This window comes from Sulfitobacter maritimus (assembly GCF_013346665.1).
In the GTDB taxonomy this organism is placed as follows: domain Bacteria; phylum Pseudomonadota; class Alphaproteobacteria; order Rhodobacterales; family Rhodobacteraceae; genus Sulfitobacter; species Sulfitobacter maritimus.
Map to the genome: position 1 here is coordinate 35228 of NZ_JABVBB010000017.1, position 18911 is coordinate 54138.

At 53.1% G+C, this 18911-nt stretch carries 11 protein-coding genes; 4 read left to right on the plus strand and 7 right to left on the minus strand.

Annotated features, from left to right (window positions below; translation table 11 throughout):
* Window positions 1–99 precede the first annotated feature (99 nt).
* Complete coding sequence (locus HTT03_RS00505) at window positions 100–690, plus strand: TetR/AcrR family transcriptional regulator (protein ID WP_174857913.1); 591 nt, start codon at window positions 100–102, stop codon at window positions 688–690.
* Between the two features lie 632 nt (window positions 691–1322).
* The gene (locus HTT03_RS00510; RefSeq protein WP_174857912.1) at window positions 1323–2756 is read left to right on the plus strand and encodes a DUF4214 domain-containing protein; all 1434 of its coding nucleotides are present in this window, start codon (window positions 1323–1325) and stop codon (window positions 2754–2756) included.
* 595 nt (window positions 2757–3351) lie between these two features.
* Here the strand turns inward: HTT03_RS00510 and menC are convergent.
* Together menC and HTT03_RS00520 are read right to left on the minus strand one after the other, a co-directional pair.
* Window positions 3352–4461 carry an o-succinylbenzoate synthase gene (gene menC, locus HTT03_RS00515; protein ID WP_174857911.1) on the minus strand — a complete coding sequence of 370 codons (1110 nt, stop codon included), beginning with the start codon at window positions 4459–4461 and terminating at the stop codon, window positions 3352–3354.
* 159 nt (window positions 4462–4620) lie between these two features.
* Window positions 4621–6135 carry an ABC transporter substrate-binding protein gene (locus HTT03_RS00520; protein WP_174857910.1) on the minus strand — a complete coding sequence of 505 codons (1515 nt, stop codon included), beginning with the start codon at window positions 6133–6135 and terminating at the stop codon, window positions 4621–4623.
* Between the two features lie 216 nt (window positions 6136–6351).
* Here HTT03_RS00520 and HTT03_RS00525 point away from each other — a divergent pair, with 216 nt between their 5' ends.
* On the plus strand, window positions 6352–7128 hold the full coding sequence (locus HTT03_RS00525) for an IclR family transcriptional regulator (protein WP_174857909.1): 777 nt from the start codon (window positions 6352–6354) through the stop codon (window positions 7126–7128).
* Window positions 7129–7549: 421 nt separating this feature from the next.
* Here the strand turns inward: HTT03_RS00525 and HTT03_RS00530 are convergent, their stop codons facing one another.
* The 5 genes from HTT03_RS00530 to HTT03_RS00550 all read right to left on the minus strand — a co-directional run bounded on the left by HTT03_RS00530 (window position 7550) and on the right by HTT03_RS00550 (window position 17930).
* On the minus strand, window positions 7550–7741 hold the full coding sequence (locus HTT03_RS00530) for a hypothetical protein (protein ID WP_174857908.1): 192 nt from the start codon (window positions 7739–7741) through the stop codon (window positions 7550–7552).
* Window positions 7742–8456: 715 nt separating this feature from the next.
* Complete coding sequence (locus tag HTT03_RS00535; protein ID WP_174857907.1) at window positions 8457–10352, minus strand: acyltransferase family protein; 1896 nt, start codon at window positions 10350–10352, stop codon at window positions 8457–8459.
* A gap of 397 nt (window positions 10353–10749) precedes the next feature.
* Window positions 10750–12717 (minus strand): DUF3131 domain-containing protein, encoded by a 1968-nt coding sequence (locus HTT03_RS00540; protein ID WP_246253307.1) that lies wholly within the window; start codon window positions 12715–12717, stop codon window positions 10750–10752.
* A 569-nt stretch (window positions 12718–13286) separates the two neighbouring features.
* The gene (locus tag HTT03_RS00545) at window positions 13287–16559 is read right to left on the minus strand and encodes a trifunctional glycoside hydrolase family 18/polysaccharide deacetylase/glycosyltransferase family 2 protein (RefSeq protein WP_174857905.1); all 3273 of its coding nucleotides are present in this window, start codon (window positions 16557–16559) and stop codon (window positions 13287–13289) included.
* An 888-nt stretch (window positions 16560–17447) separates the two neighbouring features.
* Window positions 17448–17930, minus strand: coding sequence for a DUF995 domain-containing protein (locus HTT03_RS00550; RefSeq protein WP_174857904.1), 483 nt, complete (start codon window positions 17928–17930; stop codon window positions 17448–17450).
* Window positions 17931–18222: 292 nt separating this feature from the next.
* Between HTT03_RS00550 and HTT03_RS00555 the strand changes: the two genes are divergently transcribed.
* Window positions 18223–18570: an H-NS histone family protein gene (locus tag HTT03_RS00555; protein WP_174857903.1), complete on the plus strand. Its 348-nt coding sequence runs from the start codon at window positions 18223–18225 to the stop codon at window positions 18568–18570.
* Window positions 18571–18911 lie beyond the last annotated feature (341 nt).

An 18911-nucleotide genomic window follows, 5' to 3' on the forward strand; every position in this document is an offset into this window, starting at 1 on the left:
AAGACCTTAGTTGCTGTCGCGATATATTCTTGTACAGGTTGCAACCAGAGTGGTTAAAGGCCACTTTGCTGCAGTTTTCCAAGTTCACTATGAAAGGTCATGTCGTTTATGACGTCCCGCAAAGATCGAAGGCAGGAACTGCGTCGGCAAGCCATCCTTGAGTTGGCCGAAATTTTCTTTGCAAGACAGGGTATAGCAGCAACTACCCTAGACCAAATTGGCGCTGAACTAGGCGTTACAAGAGCAAGCCTCTACTATTATTACAAGGACAAGGACGACCTTGTTGTAGCCGTCCTTCAAAAGGCGCTCGACAAAATGAACCGCAAAGCGGCGCGGGAGATGGCAGGGCTGGATGATCCTTTGCTTAAGTTGAAGGCGAAGGCCCGCAGCTATGCCCTCGCAACGGTGAGCATGCGGCCCGGCAAGATAATCTCTTATAGCTTTGATTTTCTCATGCAAATTCCAGAGGCGGCGATACTCTTGAGGAATGACATGGATAGCATAAGGATACTTCTTGATGAAGCGCTACATCAAGGTCTCATCCGAGATGTCGATCTAACTATCTTTACTCGACTTTTATATGATGCGCTCAATCGGACCCCTATGCTGTGCGCAGTGGACGGCGCATCAGCTGAGAATGTGTTCGATAGAATTTGGGACATATTTCTTGGTGGGATTGAACAAACCTAGGAGCAATTCCCCTGAACGTACTGCGCTATCTAGTAACTTTTAACAGAAGCGCTAATTCCTGCGCCTATACCGGTGTACGAGGTTTCGAGGGCTTGAATTTACTTGAGTGAAGAAAGCCCGGACTCTCACGGTGCCGCCCCGATCAAAGAGCTTCCTCCCAGATTTTAACCCTATGATAGTATATATGGCTTTATAACCTGACGCGGGCCGACGGATATGCCCGCATCAATGTTTTGCTGTGAGGGGTAGAGAGTTGAGTGATCCAGAACGGATAGAGTTGCTTGAGAAGGTTCTTGTGAAATACATCGAGCGTTTTGGGCTCATAGATGAGGCTCGCGCGTACTTCATCCATCATGCAAGTACCAAAGATGTCCCGCCTTCAAAAATGCACTAGGCACCATGGTCTGGTGTGAGATCTATCCCACTATTCGCGGTGGGCGGGGAGTGCCAAAGTTGGTCATTGCGTCATTCGAGCGCTAAAGCCCTATTTTCGACTGCTTTCCGTCCTGTTAATGGCATATTGTGGTGGTGCCTGTAGAGGCAGCTCTGACTTTAGGTAGCTGCAAAGCGTGCTTTACGGACTGCGGTCTTTAGAGAAAAGCGCTTAGACGCATTTAAGGCTGGAGAAATTGGTGCCCCCACGAACCAAAATTGACATCGCGACAAATCGGCGAGACGCCCATGAAACTGTTTTTGGTATTCGAGAAGATACCGTATCGCGTGGCGTTGACTTGGCAGGGGCCGAAGTTACGGCCATTTTCGCGGATGGTACTTCAGAAGAGCTGATCTGGCGTGCGCTCGACCAATGGACGAGAGGTGGGGCGGCCGGTAAGAGTGTGGCGCTATCCTATAGTTTTGGTGTCCATGAATTGTCAGCCAGCAAGCGGTTGGCATCTCTTGAGATCGACCTGTCCCCGGCCAGTTCGGTGTTTGACATCTCATTGGCCAGTGAAGGCTCAGCTGGTGGTAACACACCTACATCACATGTCGGGTTTCCATTCAGACTGGCACCGGGTTTCGAAGAAATGGGTGGCCGCGTAACAGCGACGTACTCTGGTGAGGTGAATCTCGTTGAGCGGCCTGCCCAGGGGGACCTTTATACAACATTGACGATCGATTTCACCAACCTTCCGGCCGGCGGTCTATTGGGGAAGGCCGAGTGGGATTCAGATATCGATACGACGAAATATGCAGGAGATCTTGCTCCCAGCCGAGGTCAGGATTTCTCGGGCCGAAACACGCTGAGGGGAAGCGCTGAAGCGGATTTCTTGTTTGGTGGTGGTAGCAACGATACCATCGATGGGCGTGCTGGGATTGATACCGCCGCCTATTTGGGGGCCAGGGGGAGCTATACTCTTACGATCAGTAAGAGTGCGACGCGCATCACAGATCGGGAGGGCTCGGAAGGGCGAGACACCCTAATCGACATAGAACAGCTGGCGTTTTCAGATCACCTTATGGACTTGGAAGACTACTCCAGTCTGACACGGCTCAGCTCATCCAAGTTTTCTGATTTGGCGAAAGTCTATGTCGCCTACTTTGGACGTGCTGCCGATGCCGAGGGGCTATACTTCTGGGCGGATAAACTGGCGGAAGGTATGGATATGCATACCATCGCGAGCCACTTTTCCCAATCCGCAGAAGCCAAAGCGCTGTACCCCAATACAGGCGATACGTCCGGTTTTGTAAGTGCAGTCTATGCAAATGTCTTGGGCCGTACACCTGATCAGGCCGGATTTAACTTTTGGACCACTCATCTGAGTAACGGGTCCCTGTCCCCGGCAACCTTCGTGCTTAGTATCATAGGAGGCGCGCAAGGAGGCGACATTACCTATCTTTCCCACAAAGCGGATCTTGGTGTCTACTTTTCCGCCATCAAAGGCATGTCAGATGTGTCGGACGCCCAAGAAATCCTGAACATCTTTGGCGATCAAGCCACCTCAAACGTAGAGGCGGCGAAGGACAGCATTGATCGTTACTTTGATGCTGCTTCTGCAGATAATAGCGGACAGTTCATCTTCAATCTTATTGGTGTGGTGGACGATCCTTTTGCGGGAGCGCTTTGACGCCGCTCGCCTTCAGGTGGCGTAGTGAGGCGCAGGAGGGCAAAAGTTCTCCCTTGCTGCACAAGTTCACTAATTTCGGATAAATCCTTGCAAATGCGGCCTTCTGGTAGGCTTGGCGCCGGCTACGAGAGCATAAACGGTTAATCACTTTGGGCGAGACCTCGCCATAAATCTGGTGCCACATGTCTTGGGGATGTATTTTGGTCCTATTGCGCCTCATAGACGTTCTGCGCCTTTGAGCGCGCTGTAGGATAGGTGTGATCATGATCGCATTTTTTGGATCTTATTTGCTGGTGCTGGCTGTGGCGGCCTGCCTTTGCCTCGCGCTCGCGTTAGCCTTGGGAGCTGGCCGGTAACGCGTTAGGTTTGGACAGATACACCTGTGGTCTGAGCAGTGCCCCGACAGTTGGTGTAACTCCCGCTGGTAGCGCGGGCTGAGCGGAGCCTTCGCATAGCGAAGCGAGGCCCGTGCAAGTCGCTTGGCGGCCATGGTTGTTCTTCCGCTAAGGTTTGGTGTGCGACTTTTGTCCGAGGAGAGCAACCATGACCAAAAACGGTCTATCAGATATCACCGCGCTGCGTGCGCAGCTTCCAGTCAGCGCTCTATAGACCAAGAGGTTGAAGCGCTCAGGAATTCTCGGTTGAGTGTCACACCAATTCCAGGGCCTGACGGCACGGGCATCACGCCATTTTCAGTTTCTAACGGCTCGTTAACGATGTCCGTCTTGAAATAGCGGCTCGAGCTGGAAGTATCGCCAGGAAGAGAGAAATTTGGGAGGCTTGCCAAATGAATGTTGTGGGCGCGGCCCACACCCGCCTCTAACATGCCGCCACACCAGACCGGTACGTCAAACGCAGCGGCAATATCATGTATCCGTAGGGCCTCACTGAAGCCTCCAACACGTCCTACCTTGATGTTGATAACCCTCGCTGCGTCTGTTTCGAGGGCCTTCCGTGCATCCTTTGCCGATCGGATGCTTTCATCTAGGCAGATAGCGGTTCTCAATCTGGCTTGTAGGGCGGCATGATCGTGCAGATCATCATATGCGAGCGGCTGCTCGATGTAGTCTAAGTTCAGTTCATCAAGGGCATACATCAGGTTCATGTCGGAGAGAGAATAGGCAGTATTTGCGTCAACCGTCAGGGGGGTATCGGGTAGCGCTTTCCTTACAGCACGAACGAGACCCAAGTCATGGCCCGGCTTAATTTTTAGTTTGATACGCTGATACCCTTGAGCGACATGCGCTTTCGCCTTTTCAACAGTCGCATTGATTTCATCAATCCCAAGAGACACTCCCACTGGCACAGACCGCCTGAGCCCTCCTAGAAGTGTGCTCAAAGGTAGCTGCAGGGATTTCGCCCAAAGATCCCAAAAAGCCGTTTCGAACATGGCTTTTGTCATCCAATGCCCGCGCCAGGGTTCTAGCATCTCCGCAAACATTGCTGGATTGTCGAAGCTCTTTCCCATAGCTTTCGGAAGAATTGCTTTCTCAGCCAAATCTAAAGCGCCGGGGATAGTGTCTTCCAAATAATTCGGAAGAAGGTCCATGACCCCTTCACCGTAGCCTTCGAGATGGCCACTGCGTAGTGTAAGTAACGGAAAAACTTTATTATACATTGTTCCGCTTGAGATCGTGAACGGATTGAGCAGTGGTAGCTCAATCAGTCGAATCTCTGCACTATCTATAGTAAGGGAAGAAGACATCGATACCTCAATAGTCGGTTTATTTTCTTATTTCTTGATCAGGGATCATATAAGATTGCCGCATGCGTATCAGGCCGTTGATCAAACATGAAAACCTTGGTCATGCAGTGATATTAATGCCTTAAGGAGACAGGTATCTCCTTAAGGCGCAAAGATGAATTAATTCCAGCTAACCTCGTTGAAGCGCAAGACTTCGTCAGGCGTCGGTGTGTATGAAACTTCTTCTGTCATGATATAGTTCGTATTGTACGAGAATAGCGGAGCCCAGTAGGCTTTCTCCGCAATAATCTTGAGCGCTTCTGTATAATTCTTTTCGCGTTCTGCGGGGTCTGTTGAACTGTCTGCGACTTCCAAAGCGGCTAGAACAGCACCATCTCGTGCATCATCTTGCCCTCCATGCTTGAAGAAATGGCTCACCATCGCAGAGGCGTCATTGATTGATGACGAACCCCACGTAAGCGAGCCGATCGGAACCTCTCCCGAACTATTCAAATCCCTAAGGGCGGAGTACTGCAGCATTCGGAAATTCGTCTTGATACCCACAGCATTCAAATAACTGGTTATCGCTTCAGCATATTCACGGTCGCGATAAGCGTAGAAGTCTGTAGTAAAACCGTCCGGATAGCCCGCTTCGGCCAGCAGCTCCTTGGCTTTGTCTGGGTCGTAGGGGTAGGTTTTTACATCCTCTGTGCAGCCGAACTGGCTCGGGAAGCAGGCTGTCCAAATGACTTTGGATTCGCCCTTAAGTAAATTATCCACAATTGCTTGCCTGTCGATGGCGTGATTTACGGCCTGGCGCACCTTGAGCTTTGTAAACGGGTTATCAGCACCTGTTCTCCCAGCTGCATCCATGGGAAGATAGGCTACTCTCATAGTGCTTTCATTTTTCACCACGAACCCATCTCGACCAGACATCTGCTCTGCCATATCGGTGGGGATCTGCCACGCAAGATCGAGTTTTCCTGTAAACAACTCGGCAAGCTGGCCGTTCACATCAGGTATCACCCTAACGTCTATTGTCTGGATCTGAGCGTTTCTTTTTGGACTTTCAAAGCGTTCTTCGAAGGCCTCCAGTACAAACCTTTTTCCTGGGTCCGACATTTTTACTCGGTATGGCCCGGTTCCTACGGGCTCGGCATTCATCCCCTCAGAGCCAACTCGTGAATAATACTCATTTGGGTAGATGGCGACTGCGCCGGAAAGATACTCAAGGGCCGCGGGGAAGGTTTTGTTTAGATTGATACGTACAGTATACTGATCAAGTTTCTCCGCGCCCTCCATCCAGTTCACGTTGCTTTGCGACAAAACACCGTTTTCAGGGTTCGTAACGTAATTGATCGTAAACACGACATCGTCGGCGTCGAATGTCTCACCATTGTGGAACACAACGCCCTCACGGAGGTCGATCTCTAGTGTTTTTTCATCGATCCACCGCCAGTCTGTCGCAAGGTTTCCTGTATACTCGTTTGTGACTGGATCGCGGTACAACAGATTGTCCCAAATCGCGCGGCTCATGACCATGCCTTCGCGAGAGTTGCTGTAGTAACTGTCTAGGCTTTCCAAAGACTTAGCAATTGAGACATTCAGAGTGTCCGTAGCTTTTTCGGCATAGGCCATATGGGTGAAGCCGGCGCACATCGCTAACGTCAAGGGAAAGCAAGACAGCTTATTCATTTATTGTACTCCTTCGTTTTAGCTCTTTAGATCGACAAAGATGCGGTGCGCTCATTTGGCGGTAACGGACAAACACCATTTGCAGAGCCTCAATCTCATGCCTTGTCGATCGTATTAAACTTCGATACAATGTATTTAACTTTAAGCAACCATGCTTGTTCTTTTCTGTCAAGAACAGTCTTTCGACTGCTTGGTTCGTAAATGTTAGGAATGCGCATGCCCAACCCCCCAAGCTCACTCTTCGTTGGGTCTCTCGCTAAGGGCCTCAAGATCTTGCGCGCGTTCGATTCGAGTGAAACTGAATTGGCGCTTAGTGAACTTGTCCGTAAAACTGGTCTCGATAAGAACTCTGTCCAGCGATTGGCAAACACACTCTACCTTGAGGGCTTTTTGTATAAGGATGAGTTAAGCCGACGCTTTAGACCGTCCCTCGCCTGGCTTGAGCTCGCAAACGCCTATTACTGGTCTGATCCCCTTGTCGCTCTGGCAATGCCTAAACTTATCGATTTGTCGAGAGAATTAGGCGAAACGGTCAATCTGGCTCGCCTAACGCAGGCTCATGTTATTTACGTATTTCGCCTGCCGACGACGAAGTCCAGATTTCCTGCAACTATTGCTGGAAGTAAGCTGCCCGCGCTCGGGACAGCGTCTGGCCGAGCGATGTTGGCTACGTGGGAGAAAGATGCTCGTGACAGCGCTCTGCAAGATTGGCCTTTACGCGCAGCCACTCCGGCCACGATCCTGGATCGTACCCGGATCGCTGAAGACGTCGCTTCGGCTGCCCGCGATGGATATTCGATTACCTATGATCAAGCTATGGTAAATGAAATCAGTATTGCGGCCCCGATACGCAACCAAGCTGGATACGCAGTAGCTGCGGTCCAGTGTTCGGTTTCGAGACTCAATTGGCAGCCAGACCAGATAGCCACAAAAATTGTTCCCGCTTTGACAACTACTGCCAATAGCATCTTGGATCCCTTGCGTGCTGAGTGACAACTTTCAAGGATCTTCGTGGATGCTGGAAGAACCTCTTGGAGGTAGAGCAAGATCCAAAGCGGAGGCCCCATCGCGCCCAGACCACATGGATTTAAGGATGGCCTCAAAGTCCCGACAACGAAAATAACATTGTATTCACTCTACTCGGCATCGAAAACTTGCGAGAACCCATCGAAATGTACCGGTGCCATGCCGCTGACCACGCCGAATACTTACGCAGATAGCTCCCCACAACGCTTTAGGCCGCCAGCATGAGGCCATCCCGCTCGCGATCTGCTCTGCTACACCCCGTACTAAACGTAAAAAGGCTACGCTAACCGAATAGCGTAGCCTTTCAGGGCACGGGACGCTCCTTGGAGGGAATTGCGTCCTAGTATGAGAGAAACATGCCCTGATCCTTACGAGAGTAGTACAAGACCTACTTAGTATCTTTTTTCACACTATTGAGGTCCGATACGATTTGTTCTTTCAACGCTGTAGCAGAGGTGTCGATGGAGGAAAATACTGCAACTGCCAGGCCGACCACTGCGGCTGTCAGCACAACCCAATCAACTGTAACCGCACCGTCTTCGTCGCGGGCAAACCGCTTTAGTTTTAGAGCAAACTTCATTGGCCTATTCCTTTCGTTATGACCGTCTGAAGCTATTGATACTTTCCGTCTATGGCCTGAATACGGCTAGAGCGGCTGGAAGCTTGGTGATTTCGAGGCATAAATAAGGCGGTGCGCACCTGTAGGTTGATCCATGGCACTTCAAGATGATCTGGCTCTCGTTATGAGGGTGCTTTCGGACAAAGACCCGTTCGAGGGCGCTCAATTTCAAATGCCAAAAGAGTGAGTGTCTCGCCAACATCCGGCGATTGCCTTCAGCCTCGATTCGATGGTCCGTCCGACTACATAAGCCCCCCTCAAGGCGAAGTCACTTCTGCCGCCGATACTGGTCGTCGCCGGCATTGGCCCGATGGTGCAAACTGTGCAATGTGAAGGAAAGCTTAATGCCCACCGTCAAGTGATAGCCATGGCGCGGCGGCATGGTGTTTCCGGGTCACTACTGACTACTTGGCGGCAGTATAGTAACGGCAAGTGACGAAGGAACCTTTCACATCGCAGGCTAATCCGATCAAGGCCAGACTGCTTCCGGACTGTCGGGTTGAGGCGGCCCTTCCGAACGGACAGTGCGTCGTCTCGCCAACCACATTTGATGCCGGAGAGCTTGCCCGGTTTCGGGTAGTGGTGGATTGGCGATGATTCCGTTTCCGGCGGGTGTGGAGGTGGGGATTACAGGCGGCGTCACCGATATGCACGGGACATGAGAAGAATAGAACCCTTACTTCACAAATGGCATCAATCCGGCCTGCCCGCCTTTGTCGGCCACAAACTCTACACCCCATTGTGTGAAGTGGGTCTCGTCCCAGAGCAAGGGGCGGCCCTTATCGTTCAGCATATGACACGCATTTTGAGCGCAAAGCATAGACAGAATATCAATCATCTCGACTTCAGGTTCTGCAGCGATCACAGCATTGGTTGGCGGTGTCCACGAACGGATATTCTTATAGGCATAACCACTCAAGCCTTGGGTAGTGCCCAACTGGTTTGCGAGTTGCACGGGGCTACGCTTGAACGTCTTGTTGCTGACCGCGTAAATCTGCGCATCGGTGCGGGCGGCCAACTGTTGAAACGAGGCAGACATCACCGCTAGTGATACATCACGCCATGCAAAGGCCAACACAATCGCATCCGCCTTCTCAAATGCAGGGCCGGACGTGGCAAGATCCATCATCTCGGGGCACTTTGTTAGCAAATTGGGGTCTTTGATTGAATAAGGATTATCCTCCTCCAGGAAGGTCTTCAACATACCCCCTGCCAGATATGGGATGTTGCAAGTGGTCCAAACAGAACGTGTAATCAGGTCAACGGTCTTTTCAGCATCCAGCGCGGCCAGAACATTTACGTAATCGGCGGCTTGGGAGTCTCCGATTATCAACACGTTAGGCCGTATGTTCTGTGGATCATCCGCATAGTCCTGTTGGCGTTGTAAATTTAGGAAATACGGCCACAAGAATTTCTCCATAGCTTCCATGTCCAGTGTATTCAACGAATAGAGTGCATCAGGCCCGCGTCCGGGCCACCCACCGGTGCCCCAGGCATGCAAAGGCAGAGCAAAGGCGACCATAACCACCGCAATTGAAGCCCGCCATGCGGTCAAAAAGACATGTGTACCGCGTCGCAAAGGTTGTTCTACGATGAAGAATAGCGCGGCGGTCCCAAGAGCGACCAGTGCCAGTAATCCTGCCGTTTCCGCAGGTTCAGGCGGGCGTTGAAGAATGTAAAAACCAAAGACAACAATCGGCCAATGCACCAGATATGCAGAATAACTGACATCGCCCAAGGCACAGAGCACCCGGTTGGAAACGGCCTTAGACAGAAAAGACGCGGTACCTACCCAGAGCAATACCCCTGTTGCCAGCACAACGGGCAAGGCAGCAACGCCAGGGAAAGGCGTCAGCTTATTATAGGCAACAAAGCAGACCACCACCACCGCCAAGGCTAGCGCGTATAAGCTGTGCTTGAGCAAAGCTGATCTGGGCACATAGGGTTGCCCCAGAAAGGCCATGCCCCCTAAGCAGAATTCATACCCGCGCAGCGGCATCAGGAAGAACGCCGATACCGGGGAGACACCCATGAACCAAAGACTTGCAAAGCACGACAATATGGCAACCGCGACAATCAAAAGAACGGGACCCAGACGGCCAAGGCGCGCCCCCAACACCATCAAGACAGGCCAGATCAGGTAAAACTGGATCTCTACAGCTAAAGACCATGTGTGCAGCAACGGCTTGCGAATGGCGTCCGCGTCAAAATATCCTGCTTCAGCCCAAAAATAGAAGTTTGAAAGCCCCAAGGGGGCAAGGATGCTCACCGCTGAAAGCCGCTCAAAATCAAACGCTGCGAATAGAGTAAGCCCGGCAAGGAACACTCCGACAGCTGTGGCAAAAAGCGCCGGAAACAACCGCTTGATGCGCCGAATGCAGAAATCCCTATAGGCGAATCTACCGTCTTGTATTTGACCTAAAATGATCCCGGTCATCAGGTAACCGCTGATCACAAAGAAAATATCAACCCCAATGAAGCCACCTGAGATGGGCGGAATATCGAAGTGGAACAAGATCACCGCAATTACGGCAATGCCACGTAGGCCTTGAATGTCCAAACGACGATCCATGATGGGGCTCCATAAGCAGTATTAGGCCTTTTTCCCGAAGGACCTCGACAGAAACTTCCAAACAGGTGCGGCAGGATGGCCTGCCCCGCTGGCGTCGTGTTTGGCCTTGAGATGGCCTAGAGGCGCGCTCGGCGTCATGCCCTTCCAACGATTTTTGCTTTTGCGGGCTATAGTCTTGATGTCGACCTGCTCTCAACCTTTAATGTGTGGCGTAATATTGTGAGCAGTGTCCCAACAGTTGGCGTCACTCCGCGGGTGGCGCAGGCTAAGCGGAGCCTTCGCATAGCGAAGCGAGATCCGTGCGGGACAGTCGGACACTGTTCAGCAGGCCGCTGAAGGAACACAGTATGCGAATTTTGATGGTTCAGCTTGCAGCAGTTTTGTTTCGGTGTTCGGGTCAGGCCTCGGCCTTCAGCATCGCTGCGATGGATTGAAGGATGATGGCATTGGTGTTGATATCGCTATATGTCTTGCTGGCAGCCCCTGTTCTTTGATTGATGCTGGAAGCAAAGCCATAAGGCGTTTTGGACTTATCGCGCACCAAGGATAGCAACTTGTCGCAGAATGGGTGGTCCCTGTAAGATGCCCACAGATAGGCTGCTTTAGAGCTGATCGAAAGGTGCTCTTCTCGAAATTCTTCGGTTCGATGTGCATCCAAACCGGCTACGGTGTCGGTGGCCCAAACCCTTTCGGCGACATCGAATTGAAGACCTTGATAGACAAACCAGGGGTCACTGTTGATCGGTGTCTCAGACACAGCGATCATCCGTCCGGTTTCTCTATACTCGTCGAGCTGAGCGGCAAAGAGCACATCCGCGAGATAAGCCGACTCCGGCGACATACCGAACTCAAGCGCTTCCGTTAGAAGGGGCTCCGCGCCAAGGGGGCCAATATGCCCACAAACTTCGAGCAGTGCCATCTGACCATCGGAGGGGCTTCGGCCCTGAAAAACCTCATAGGGTGATTTTACTTCGATGCCCCAGGTTCGAAACGCCCAAGCGGCATAATGCGCGCAATGTGATCGGAAGGTGGTTTCCAATTGGCCGTTTTCGACGGAGTAGACAATGCCATCTTTTACGATGTCCCGTAGGTCCCATCTCTCCACCGTCGATGCTGCGCGATCCTTCACTAGGGGATGGATCTCGAGGTTGTACAAAGCGGATAAGAGACGGCCTGCATCACAGCCATCAAAGTTGCGATTTCCCCATTTGATCTTATCTGTGGCGATCCAGCCTTGGGGTAAAAGTCGGCCTTGGGAGCGGCGCCCCGCCAGATTGGGCAGGATACGCCTGATAGATCTTTGGAACTTCTTGGGCGTGATCAGGCCCAAGTCGACGGCAGCCATCAACGCGAAGATGTGGCTTCCTACATCCCACATCGTGACCGCCTCATGGAGCCTGCGCTGACCAGGGGCAAAACTCGCTGTGGCAGGGCAAAGACCAGTTTGGGGGTTGGTCCATTTCTCGAAATAAGACCAGGCCACCTTGGCATCCGCCAGCAATTGTGCGCGTGCTTCCTCACTTCGCTGTCCCGAAGCTTCAGTGACTTGCAGATTGAAGGACTGGGTTCTGCGGTGATGGGTGATGTAAGGGCCGGTTGGCACGATACGCCTGACATAGGCCGGAAGCGCCACAAAATTGGAGATCCCATCCGTCTCAATCTCACCAAGGGCATTTTTCAGCGCAATCCGATGGGCTCGGTTTTGCACAAGATCTGCTGAAATGACGAGAACGCAGTCCCCTGTACCGGCCGCTGCTCCTAAGGGGGTTCTTAGGTCGCGGGCATCTTGGATGGGGATTGCTGGTAAGTTCAGGATGTTCTGCGCAGTCAATCCGGCTTCACGAGCGGTCCCAAGTTTTATGCCAATCCCGTAGCCCCCCTCAGGAGCGGAGCTTGGGGGAGTGGGTGGTGTTTTCTGCGTATGTCTGAAGATGTCGATAGGGTCGCTTGAAGAGGAGGTTTCTTGCAAAGTGATCCAGTAGCCGGCGGCAGGACTTGAAGAGGTCTCAAAGCCAAAGCTCGAGGGCTTTCCTTCAGCCATGAGCTCTTGTCGAAAGGTCGCTAGGACTTTGCGGTCTGGGTCGCGGATATTTTGGGGCAGGACAAAATGCAGCCCGACGTTTCGTCGGTAGGCGTAGGCGTCGCGGAACTGGATGTCGGAGGCAAGGATTGGGCTGACCCAGTGATCTCCCGTTTGGCTGAGCGCTTGTGATGCGAATGCTGTGGCGGCCGCCTCAAGGGCCGCCATGGGAATTGCCGAGAAGTCCCGTGCAGACAAATAGTATACGCGTTCCACAGATTGAGGCTGAGAAAGACTGTAGAGGTTAGACGCCTGCTGTAGCTGCACTCTTTGGCCGCCCACCATTCTGGCCACGCCGTCTTTCCAAGCCTCAGGTCTGACCTCCGTGCTCCTGGGAGGGCGCATTAGGACATTTCGGATGCCCGCCGCCCGCACGCCCGATGGCGCAAGGGGGCTATCGACCAGGTTGCAGGCAATGGTTTGACTAGCCGCCCCAAAGGGTTCCCCTGCTAGGCTACCACCTAGAGCCTCCTGCAACGAGCGCCCCGCCTCATAGGCTGCACGGGCCTGAAAATACGGCGTCATGCGTCCAAGGTTTGGGACAAGCGGTACAACTTCGATCAGACCAGGAGTGCGTTCAAGGTGCCCCCGAAGCGCGGCTGATAGCGTGCTGTTGGCGGTCTCCAGCGCGCTCTGCCCCAAAAGTGTCGGATCGACCACACAGGTCACTGGCAGGCCTTTGCGCATCAGTGCGTCGAGAACAATGGCGGTTCGGGCGAGATCAGTGCCCGGGGACAGGTCATCTAGCACGACAAGTGTATTTTGAACCGTCGTACTGGATGCGACTCCAGTTGTTGGGAAAGCCAAAGCGATGGGAGCGGCTGTGCCCCACTTGAGGAATGTTCGTCGCGCGATCACGTCAGCTTCGCCTGCTCAAATCTGTATCCCACACGGGTCATGCGGCCCCAAGAGGCCAAGGATCCTGTTGCCGCCCGCCAGACGGCTTGGATCACGCAAATATAGAGAACCTGACGATAATAAACGCGTTGCAAGGGGAGCAAAAGCAGCAAGCTTCGGTCTTCCTTGGGGTCGAACCGAAACGCGATAACGGCGCTCAAAATTTCCAGCGCTGGCAAAGCAAGATATGCAATCAGCAATGGGTTGGTCAGAAGATCTGCGTAATCCTGTTCTGTGGCTCCAAAGGTCATGAAAAACTCTACAAGGAGAAGTATGAGAAACAGGTCTGCCAGAGGTGCGATGAAGGGCATCAGGTAGCCGAAGATCGCCAAATCCGGAAGCGCCACGAGACCCAAGCTGCGGCGTTCTCCTATGGCACCTAGGTGTTTCCAACCCGCCTGCATCATGCCCAGGGACCAACGCAGACGTTGGGTCATCAAAGCCCTGAGGGGTGTGGGGGCTTCCGTAAGGGCCACAGCGCGGTCTTCATAAATGACCTGATAATCTGATCGCAGCATTGCCATTGTCATATCGGCATCTTCGGTCAGCGTTTCGGTAGAAAAAATGCCAGCTTCCATAAGTGCCGTGGCGCGCCATGCACCAATCGCTCCGGGCACAACCGTGATGGCATTGAGATATTCCTTGGCGCGGCGCTCGACAGCTTGCGCCGTGATATACTCCAGTGCCTGCAGGCGCGTGAGGAGATTGCCGCGGTTGCCGACCACGACCCGTCCGGCCACAGCGCCCACTTGAGGGTCATCGAAATGGGTTGCCAACAGCCCGACGGCATCAGGTGCGATCTGTGAATCCGCGTCAATGCAGATCAAAACCTCGCATTGGGATTCATTGAGTGCTGCGTTGAGCGCGGCGGCTTTGCCCCGATTGGGCTGTCTCAGAACGGTCACGAGCGGATGATGCGCGAAACTGATCGCCTTCTCGTAAGTGTTGTCGGTCGAACCATCATCTACAACGATAATGTCGAAGTCGGGGTAGTCGGAGTAGAGGGCCTCCCGGATACATTTTTCGATGACCTTCCCTTCGTTGTATGCAGGTATGACAATCGTGACGGAAGGCGTGTCTTTTGTCGGAGACGTAACATGGCGTTTGCGCTTTGTGGCCAGCAGCAAAAGACCCACCGAGCGGAAAATCCCGATGGCGAAGACAGACCAGAACGCGATTTTTAGAAGAGACCAACTGCTTCCGATCGCCAGAAAAGACATGTTGCCGAAGGTCGATGTTACGCGACTCCCTTCGGGCATGAGCAGGTCCGGCGGCGCACCCAAGAGCTCTCCCAAAGTGGTGAATGTATATCCCTGTTCGCGGAGTTCGGAGATCACCCGCGGTAGGGCCGCCACGGTCTGGCTTTGGTCCCCTCCTCCGTCATGCAACAGAACAACACCGCCGGCATTGATCTCCACCTGTCGGATGATCTCATCGGCAAGCTCATCGGCAGTTTGCGTGATCCAATCGCGGGGGACGATATCCATGCCCGCGATAATGTATCCTGCTTTCTCCAAAGGCATGAGAGAAGCGACTTCTTTGGAGGTTATCGGCCCTCCGCTGCGCATGTAAGGCTCACGGTAAAGCCGCATGTTTTTGCCTGTTATGCCGTTGAGCAGCAGCTGTGTAGAGTTGATCTCTACCTTCGCGCGGGCTGCCGAGACCTTTCCCATGTTCGGGTGTGAGTAAGTGTGAGAGCCCAGTTCATGCCCCTCTGTCAGAATGCGCGTAACCAAATCCGGCGCAGCTACTGCGCTGTTGCCCAGAACGAAGAAAGATCCCGGCGTCTGGGTCTCTTTCAAAATGTCCAGGGCGGCGGGTGTATGCTTTGGATGCGGCCCATCATCAAAAGTCAGAACAACTTGGTTGGGCGCCCCTCCCCCATAGAGTTGAACGATACTGGCTCGCGGAAGCGCCTCATAGGAGACCGCCGAAATCTTGCCGGTATCGGTGAATTCTATCAGGCGCTTTCCCACTTGGGGCATCGAGACCGGTGCCACAAAGGGCCCGTCCCCCAGAAGCTCCACGTAGTTCGACAAAACGATATTTTGGAGGCTCTCGCGCTCAAGGCCGCGCCCTCGTGTGGTTTGGTCGATGACCGCCCATATTCCCGGATCTTCATAGCCTAGCCCGCTAAGACCAAATGCGGTTACCCCACGGTCCTGCAAGTTCAGAATTTGGTTATGCGCAGAAGCGGCCTCCAGCATCCACGTCCGGTGCTGGCGGCCTTGGCCGTCTACATAGCTCGCGCGCGTATTACCTACTGCAGCGGCAAACTCCGGCTGCTTCTCTTGATCAGCAAGCGCAGTCATTATCTTGGCGAAGGATTGGATCTCTGGGCGCGGGCGCCCAGAGATCCAATCGACAGCATGCGTGCCAAGCTCAATAACAAGCTTGCCGGGCGCGACGTGTCTTTGAAGCGATGCGATATGGCGATCAAACCAATGTTTGTCGGCAAGGGGCTGGGGCGCAGATCCGAGCCAATACTCCTGATAGCCATTAACGATCACGGTATCAAAAAAGCGGTTGGCAATGACCAGCAGGCTATCGGACGCACTACTGGGCAGCTTCACGCAGGATGCCAGCTCTCGTTCGTTCAAGTCTGTGGTGACTTGGCGGCTGAGCGTGCTGAATACATTCTCTCGCAGAGAGGTAAGCGGCCTTGCATCTAGGCAGAAACCCTCCACAGGGTTTTCTGCTGGCTGTAGGCTGAAAAAATTCCCAAGCGCTGTTGTGACCGTCTCAGGTCCACCCTCAGTGGTCAGAAGCCGCGAAGTCGCCGGATCGATCTGAAGTATGGGCATCACTTTCAGGGACGGGTTCTGAGCCGCATATTCCCACAGAGAATCGCGGGTTTCTTCAGTGACGCCGCGCACTTCGACCCTGCCCTTTGTGGTTGTCAGATGAAACCATGTGGGCAGAACCACATGGAGAGTACCACAGCTTTCGTCGAGGGACTTGGCTGCCCAAGGAAGGTCGGCAGGTACAACTGCAAATACTTTCTGCGTTTGATTGGGCGCTGAAGGTGACCCTTCTTCCTTACCAGTTGTAGAGCACTGGTACTTCTGCGCTTCCTGCTGAGCGTGAAGATCGATCGGCGCAAGATTGGGGTTCTGATCTGTTTGGCGCAAGGAAAAGGCACGGGGGTCTGATGCCGTGGTGCGTCCTTTCAACGCGCCGATGGGTTCGGGCAAAGCGGCTTCCAGCCCCCCATCCGAGCCCACGGTCATGGCAAAGAGCATCAGCCAAGCAACTACCCCAATCGCAACTGTGCTGGCGGATAGGAGAACGCGAGATTTTCTCTTGCGGCTGGGATCCAGAAAAACGCGGTCAGCCAGACCTCGGTTGATGCGAGGCTCATGGTATCCACGCTGCCTCTTTGCGCTCTTCTTGGCTGGTTCTTTCCAATGGCTTGATTTGAACATTCGCATCTTCCGCTCCCCCGCATAGAAGCGCGTGAGGCAAAGAACCGAATGAAGCCTTCCAATGAGGAGCGACCTGCCTAAGGAGCTGATCCCGCTCCTGTTGGAATGGGGCCGTCGGGCCTGGATGGATCACTCAAATATCACTGGTAGGCGACTGGGGGTTCCGGACCGAATGGCCCGCGTAGCCGCAACATCTATGCAGCTACCAGTATAAATTGAGGCAGGAACAAGTCACCCAATTGCACAATTTAGGCCCAATTTGCAATCTAAGATTGTGCTACTGTTTCTTCTCGGAAAACGTTGGCTCACTTTGGAGTGGACTGGTGATGAAGGAGAGAGGCGCCAGCCAAGTTGATTCGCGGAAGATGGAGAATCATTGACAAGTTCCCTGCCGCCGAACATTTTGAAACGCGGCCTTGGATCCTACAGCCCTTGGCCGTCCCAGTAACGGCTACAGCTTCGGCTGTAGCCGTTCATATATTAGCTTCAATCAGATCATTCTAATGCGCGGTCTTTCCCCCCCCAAGCGTTTTCCACGCGCATAAGGGCGGATGAAAATCCGTGCCTCATGCCCAATTTTCGATATGGACGCTTTGAAGGAATGGAAGCTTGCATGATGCCAGCAGGGTCATCAGCTTTTTGCCGGGTCATCTTATCCAAGTTGGCATTTGACCCGAAGTATACGAGAGAGCTTCATATGCCGAGCTTTCTCTGCGTTGCACTGATCTCGTCTCTGAACGTATAGCCGCGGACCAAGTTCGGATCGCCTTTGACAGGCCACCAATCGGTTTGCCCAGGATAGTTGCGCCAAACACGGTCAAAGCGGTCTACGACATGCTGAATACAGCTGCTTTCGCCGGCGGAGCGGCCCGCTCGCCCGTTGTTCGGCCAGTACCATGTGAGTTCGTGACACATGCGTCCATAGGCATCGACGCTCCACTTTCCCGCCCCTAAGCTTGTGTTGTTTTGAGCGCACCAAGCCCGCGCTTGATTATTGGGGCCAAAATAGATGCCCCCTTCGCAATTTTCCGTCCATATCGCCGTTTTTCCCATATAGGCGGCCATGATTTGCTGAGGCGCGGGGGTTCTGGCGCCCGGCGGCAAAGGGTCAGCCATAGCGCTGACTGGCAAAGCGGCTAGGAAAATACGAGCAAGCCATGCATTCTGGCGGAACATAAAAAAGACTCCTTCGACCAAGGTGAGCTGTAAATATCAGAGTCATCTGTCTCATTTTCCAAGTCAATATATATCTACTATGGCCCTTATAGAGCAGAATAATACCGCCTCTAAGATACGCCCAAGCTACATATTGATATTAGTCATCTCTTTGGCGTTTAGGTAATTCACAACCACAAGATGTTATGGGCGCTCTAAGCCTTTATCATTACACGGTGTTGCTGGGTTGGATAGAATGTTTGACAAGCGCTCTGACTGATCGCGCCAGCACACCGAAAATGGGGAAACTTACATGTTTGCAAAAGATGAACTGAAAACAATGTCACGCAAGGAGCTGGAAAAGCTCTTGAAAGACGTAAAAAAGGCTTTGGCCGCGGCTACGGCGCGAGATCATCGAGAAGCGAAAAAAGCAGCTGCTCGAGCTGTTGCTGAGTATGGGTTCTCTTTGGACGACATATCTGAAGCGGAAGGTGCAAAACCGAAACAGAAGAAAAAGACGGCAAGAAAGCCTTCAAAGCCGGTTTTTGCCAACCCGGAAAATACCAGACAGACATGGACCGGTAAGGGGCGGCAGCCCAACTGGTATCGCGATCAGATCGCTAGGGGAACAGAGCGGGACGCAATGCGCATTGCACGCTGAGGGGCGTGCTGTTGCGGGTCGGTGGGGGGGGGGCTGAGGATTGTCAGACCGGGGACGATTTCCCTTGGCGCTCATCTTTTTGGTAGGCGCCCCGTCAAGGCCATGCAGTCCACTTTTGGCACATCGGGTGTCAAGGGAGTGGTGCGCCATGATCAGAACGACGCCTCTGCCTTGGTTCCAAACACCTCTGGTCGCCAGCTGATAGACTAACCTACCGTCGGGGCGCATCTTCGAGCGGCTCAGAGCAGTTTTCTAAAAAAAATCGTGGCGGCTCTTGAAGCGTGAGATCCTAAGACGTAGTTTCTTATCGACTGGAGCGGCAACAGGTTGTGAAGGTCAAA

Excerpts from the sequence above, each read along its gene's own strand:
- HTT03_RS00505 (WP_174857913.1), top strand. The coding sequence starts at position 100 with ATGTCGTTTATGACGTCCCGCAAAGATCGAAGGCAGGAACTGCGTCGG.
- menC (WP_174857911.1), bottom strand. The coding sequence starts at position 4,461 with ATGTCTTCTTCCCTTACTATAGATAGTGCAGAGATTCGACTGATTGAG.
- HTT03_RS00520 (WP_174857910.1), bottom strand. The coding sequence starts at position 6,135 with ATGAATAAGCTGTCTTGCTTTCCCTTGACGTTAGCGATGTGCGCCGGC.
- HTT03_RS00525 (WP_174857909.1), top strand. The coding sequence starts at position 6,352 with ATGCCCAACCCCCCAAGCTCACTCTTCGTTGGGTCTCTCGCTAAGGGC.
- HTT03_RS00530 (WP_174857908.1), bottom strand. The coding sequence starts at position 7,741 with ATGAAGTTTGCTCTAAAACTAAAGCGGTTTGCCCGCGACGAAGACGGT.
- HTT03_RS00535 (WP_174857907.1), bottom strand. The coding sequence starts at position 10,352 with ATGGATCGTCGTTTGGACATTCAAGGCCTACGTGGCATTGCCGTAATT.
- HTT03_RS00540 (WP_246253307.1), bottom strand. The coding sequence starts at position 12,717 with ATGGTGGGCGGCCAAAGAGTGCAGCTACAGCAGGCGTCTAACCTCTAC.
- HTT03_RS00545 (WP_174857905.1), bottom strand. The coding sequence starts at position 16,559 with ATGACCGTGGGCTCGGATGGGGGGCTGGAAGCCGCTTTGCCCGAACCC.
- HTT03_RS00550 (WP_174857904.1), bottom strand. The coding sequence starts at position 17,930 with ATGTTCCGCCAGAATGCATGGCTTGCTCGTATTTTCCTAGCCGCTTTG.
- HTT03_RS00555 (WP_174857903.1), top strand. The coding sequence starts at position 18,223 with ATGTTTGCAAAAGATGAACTGAAAACAATGTCACGCAAGGAGCTGGAA.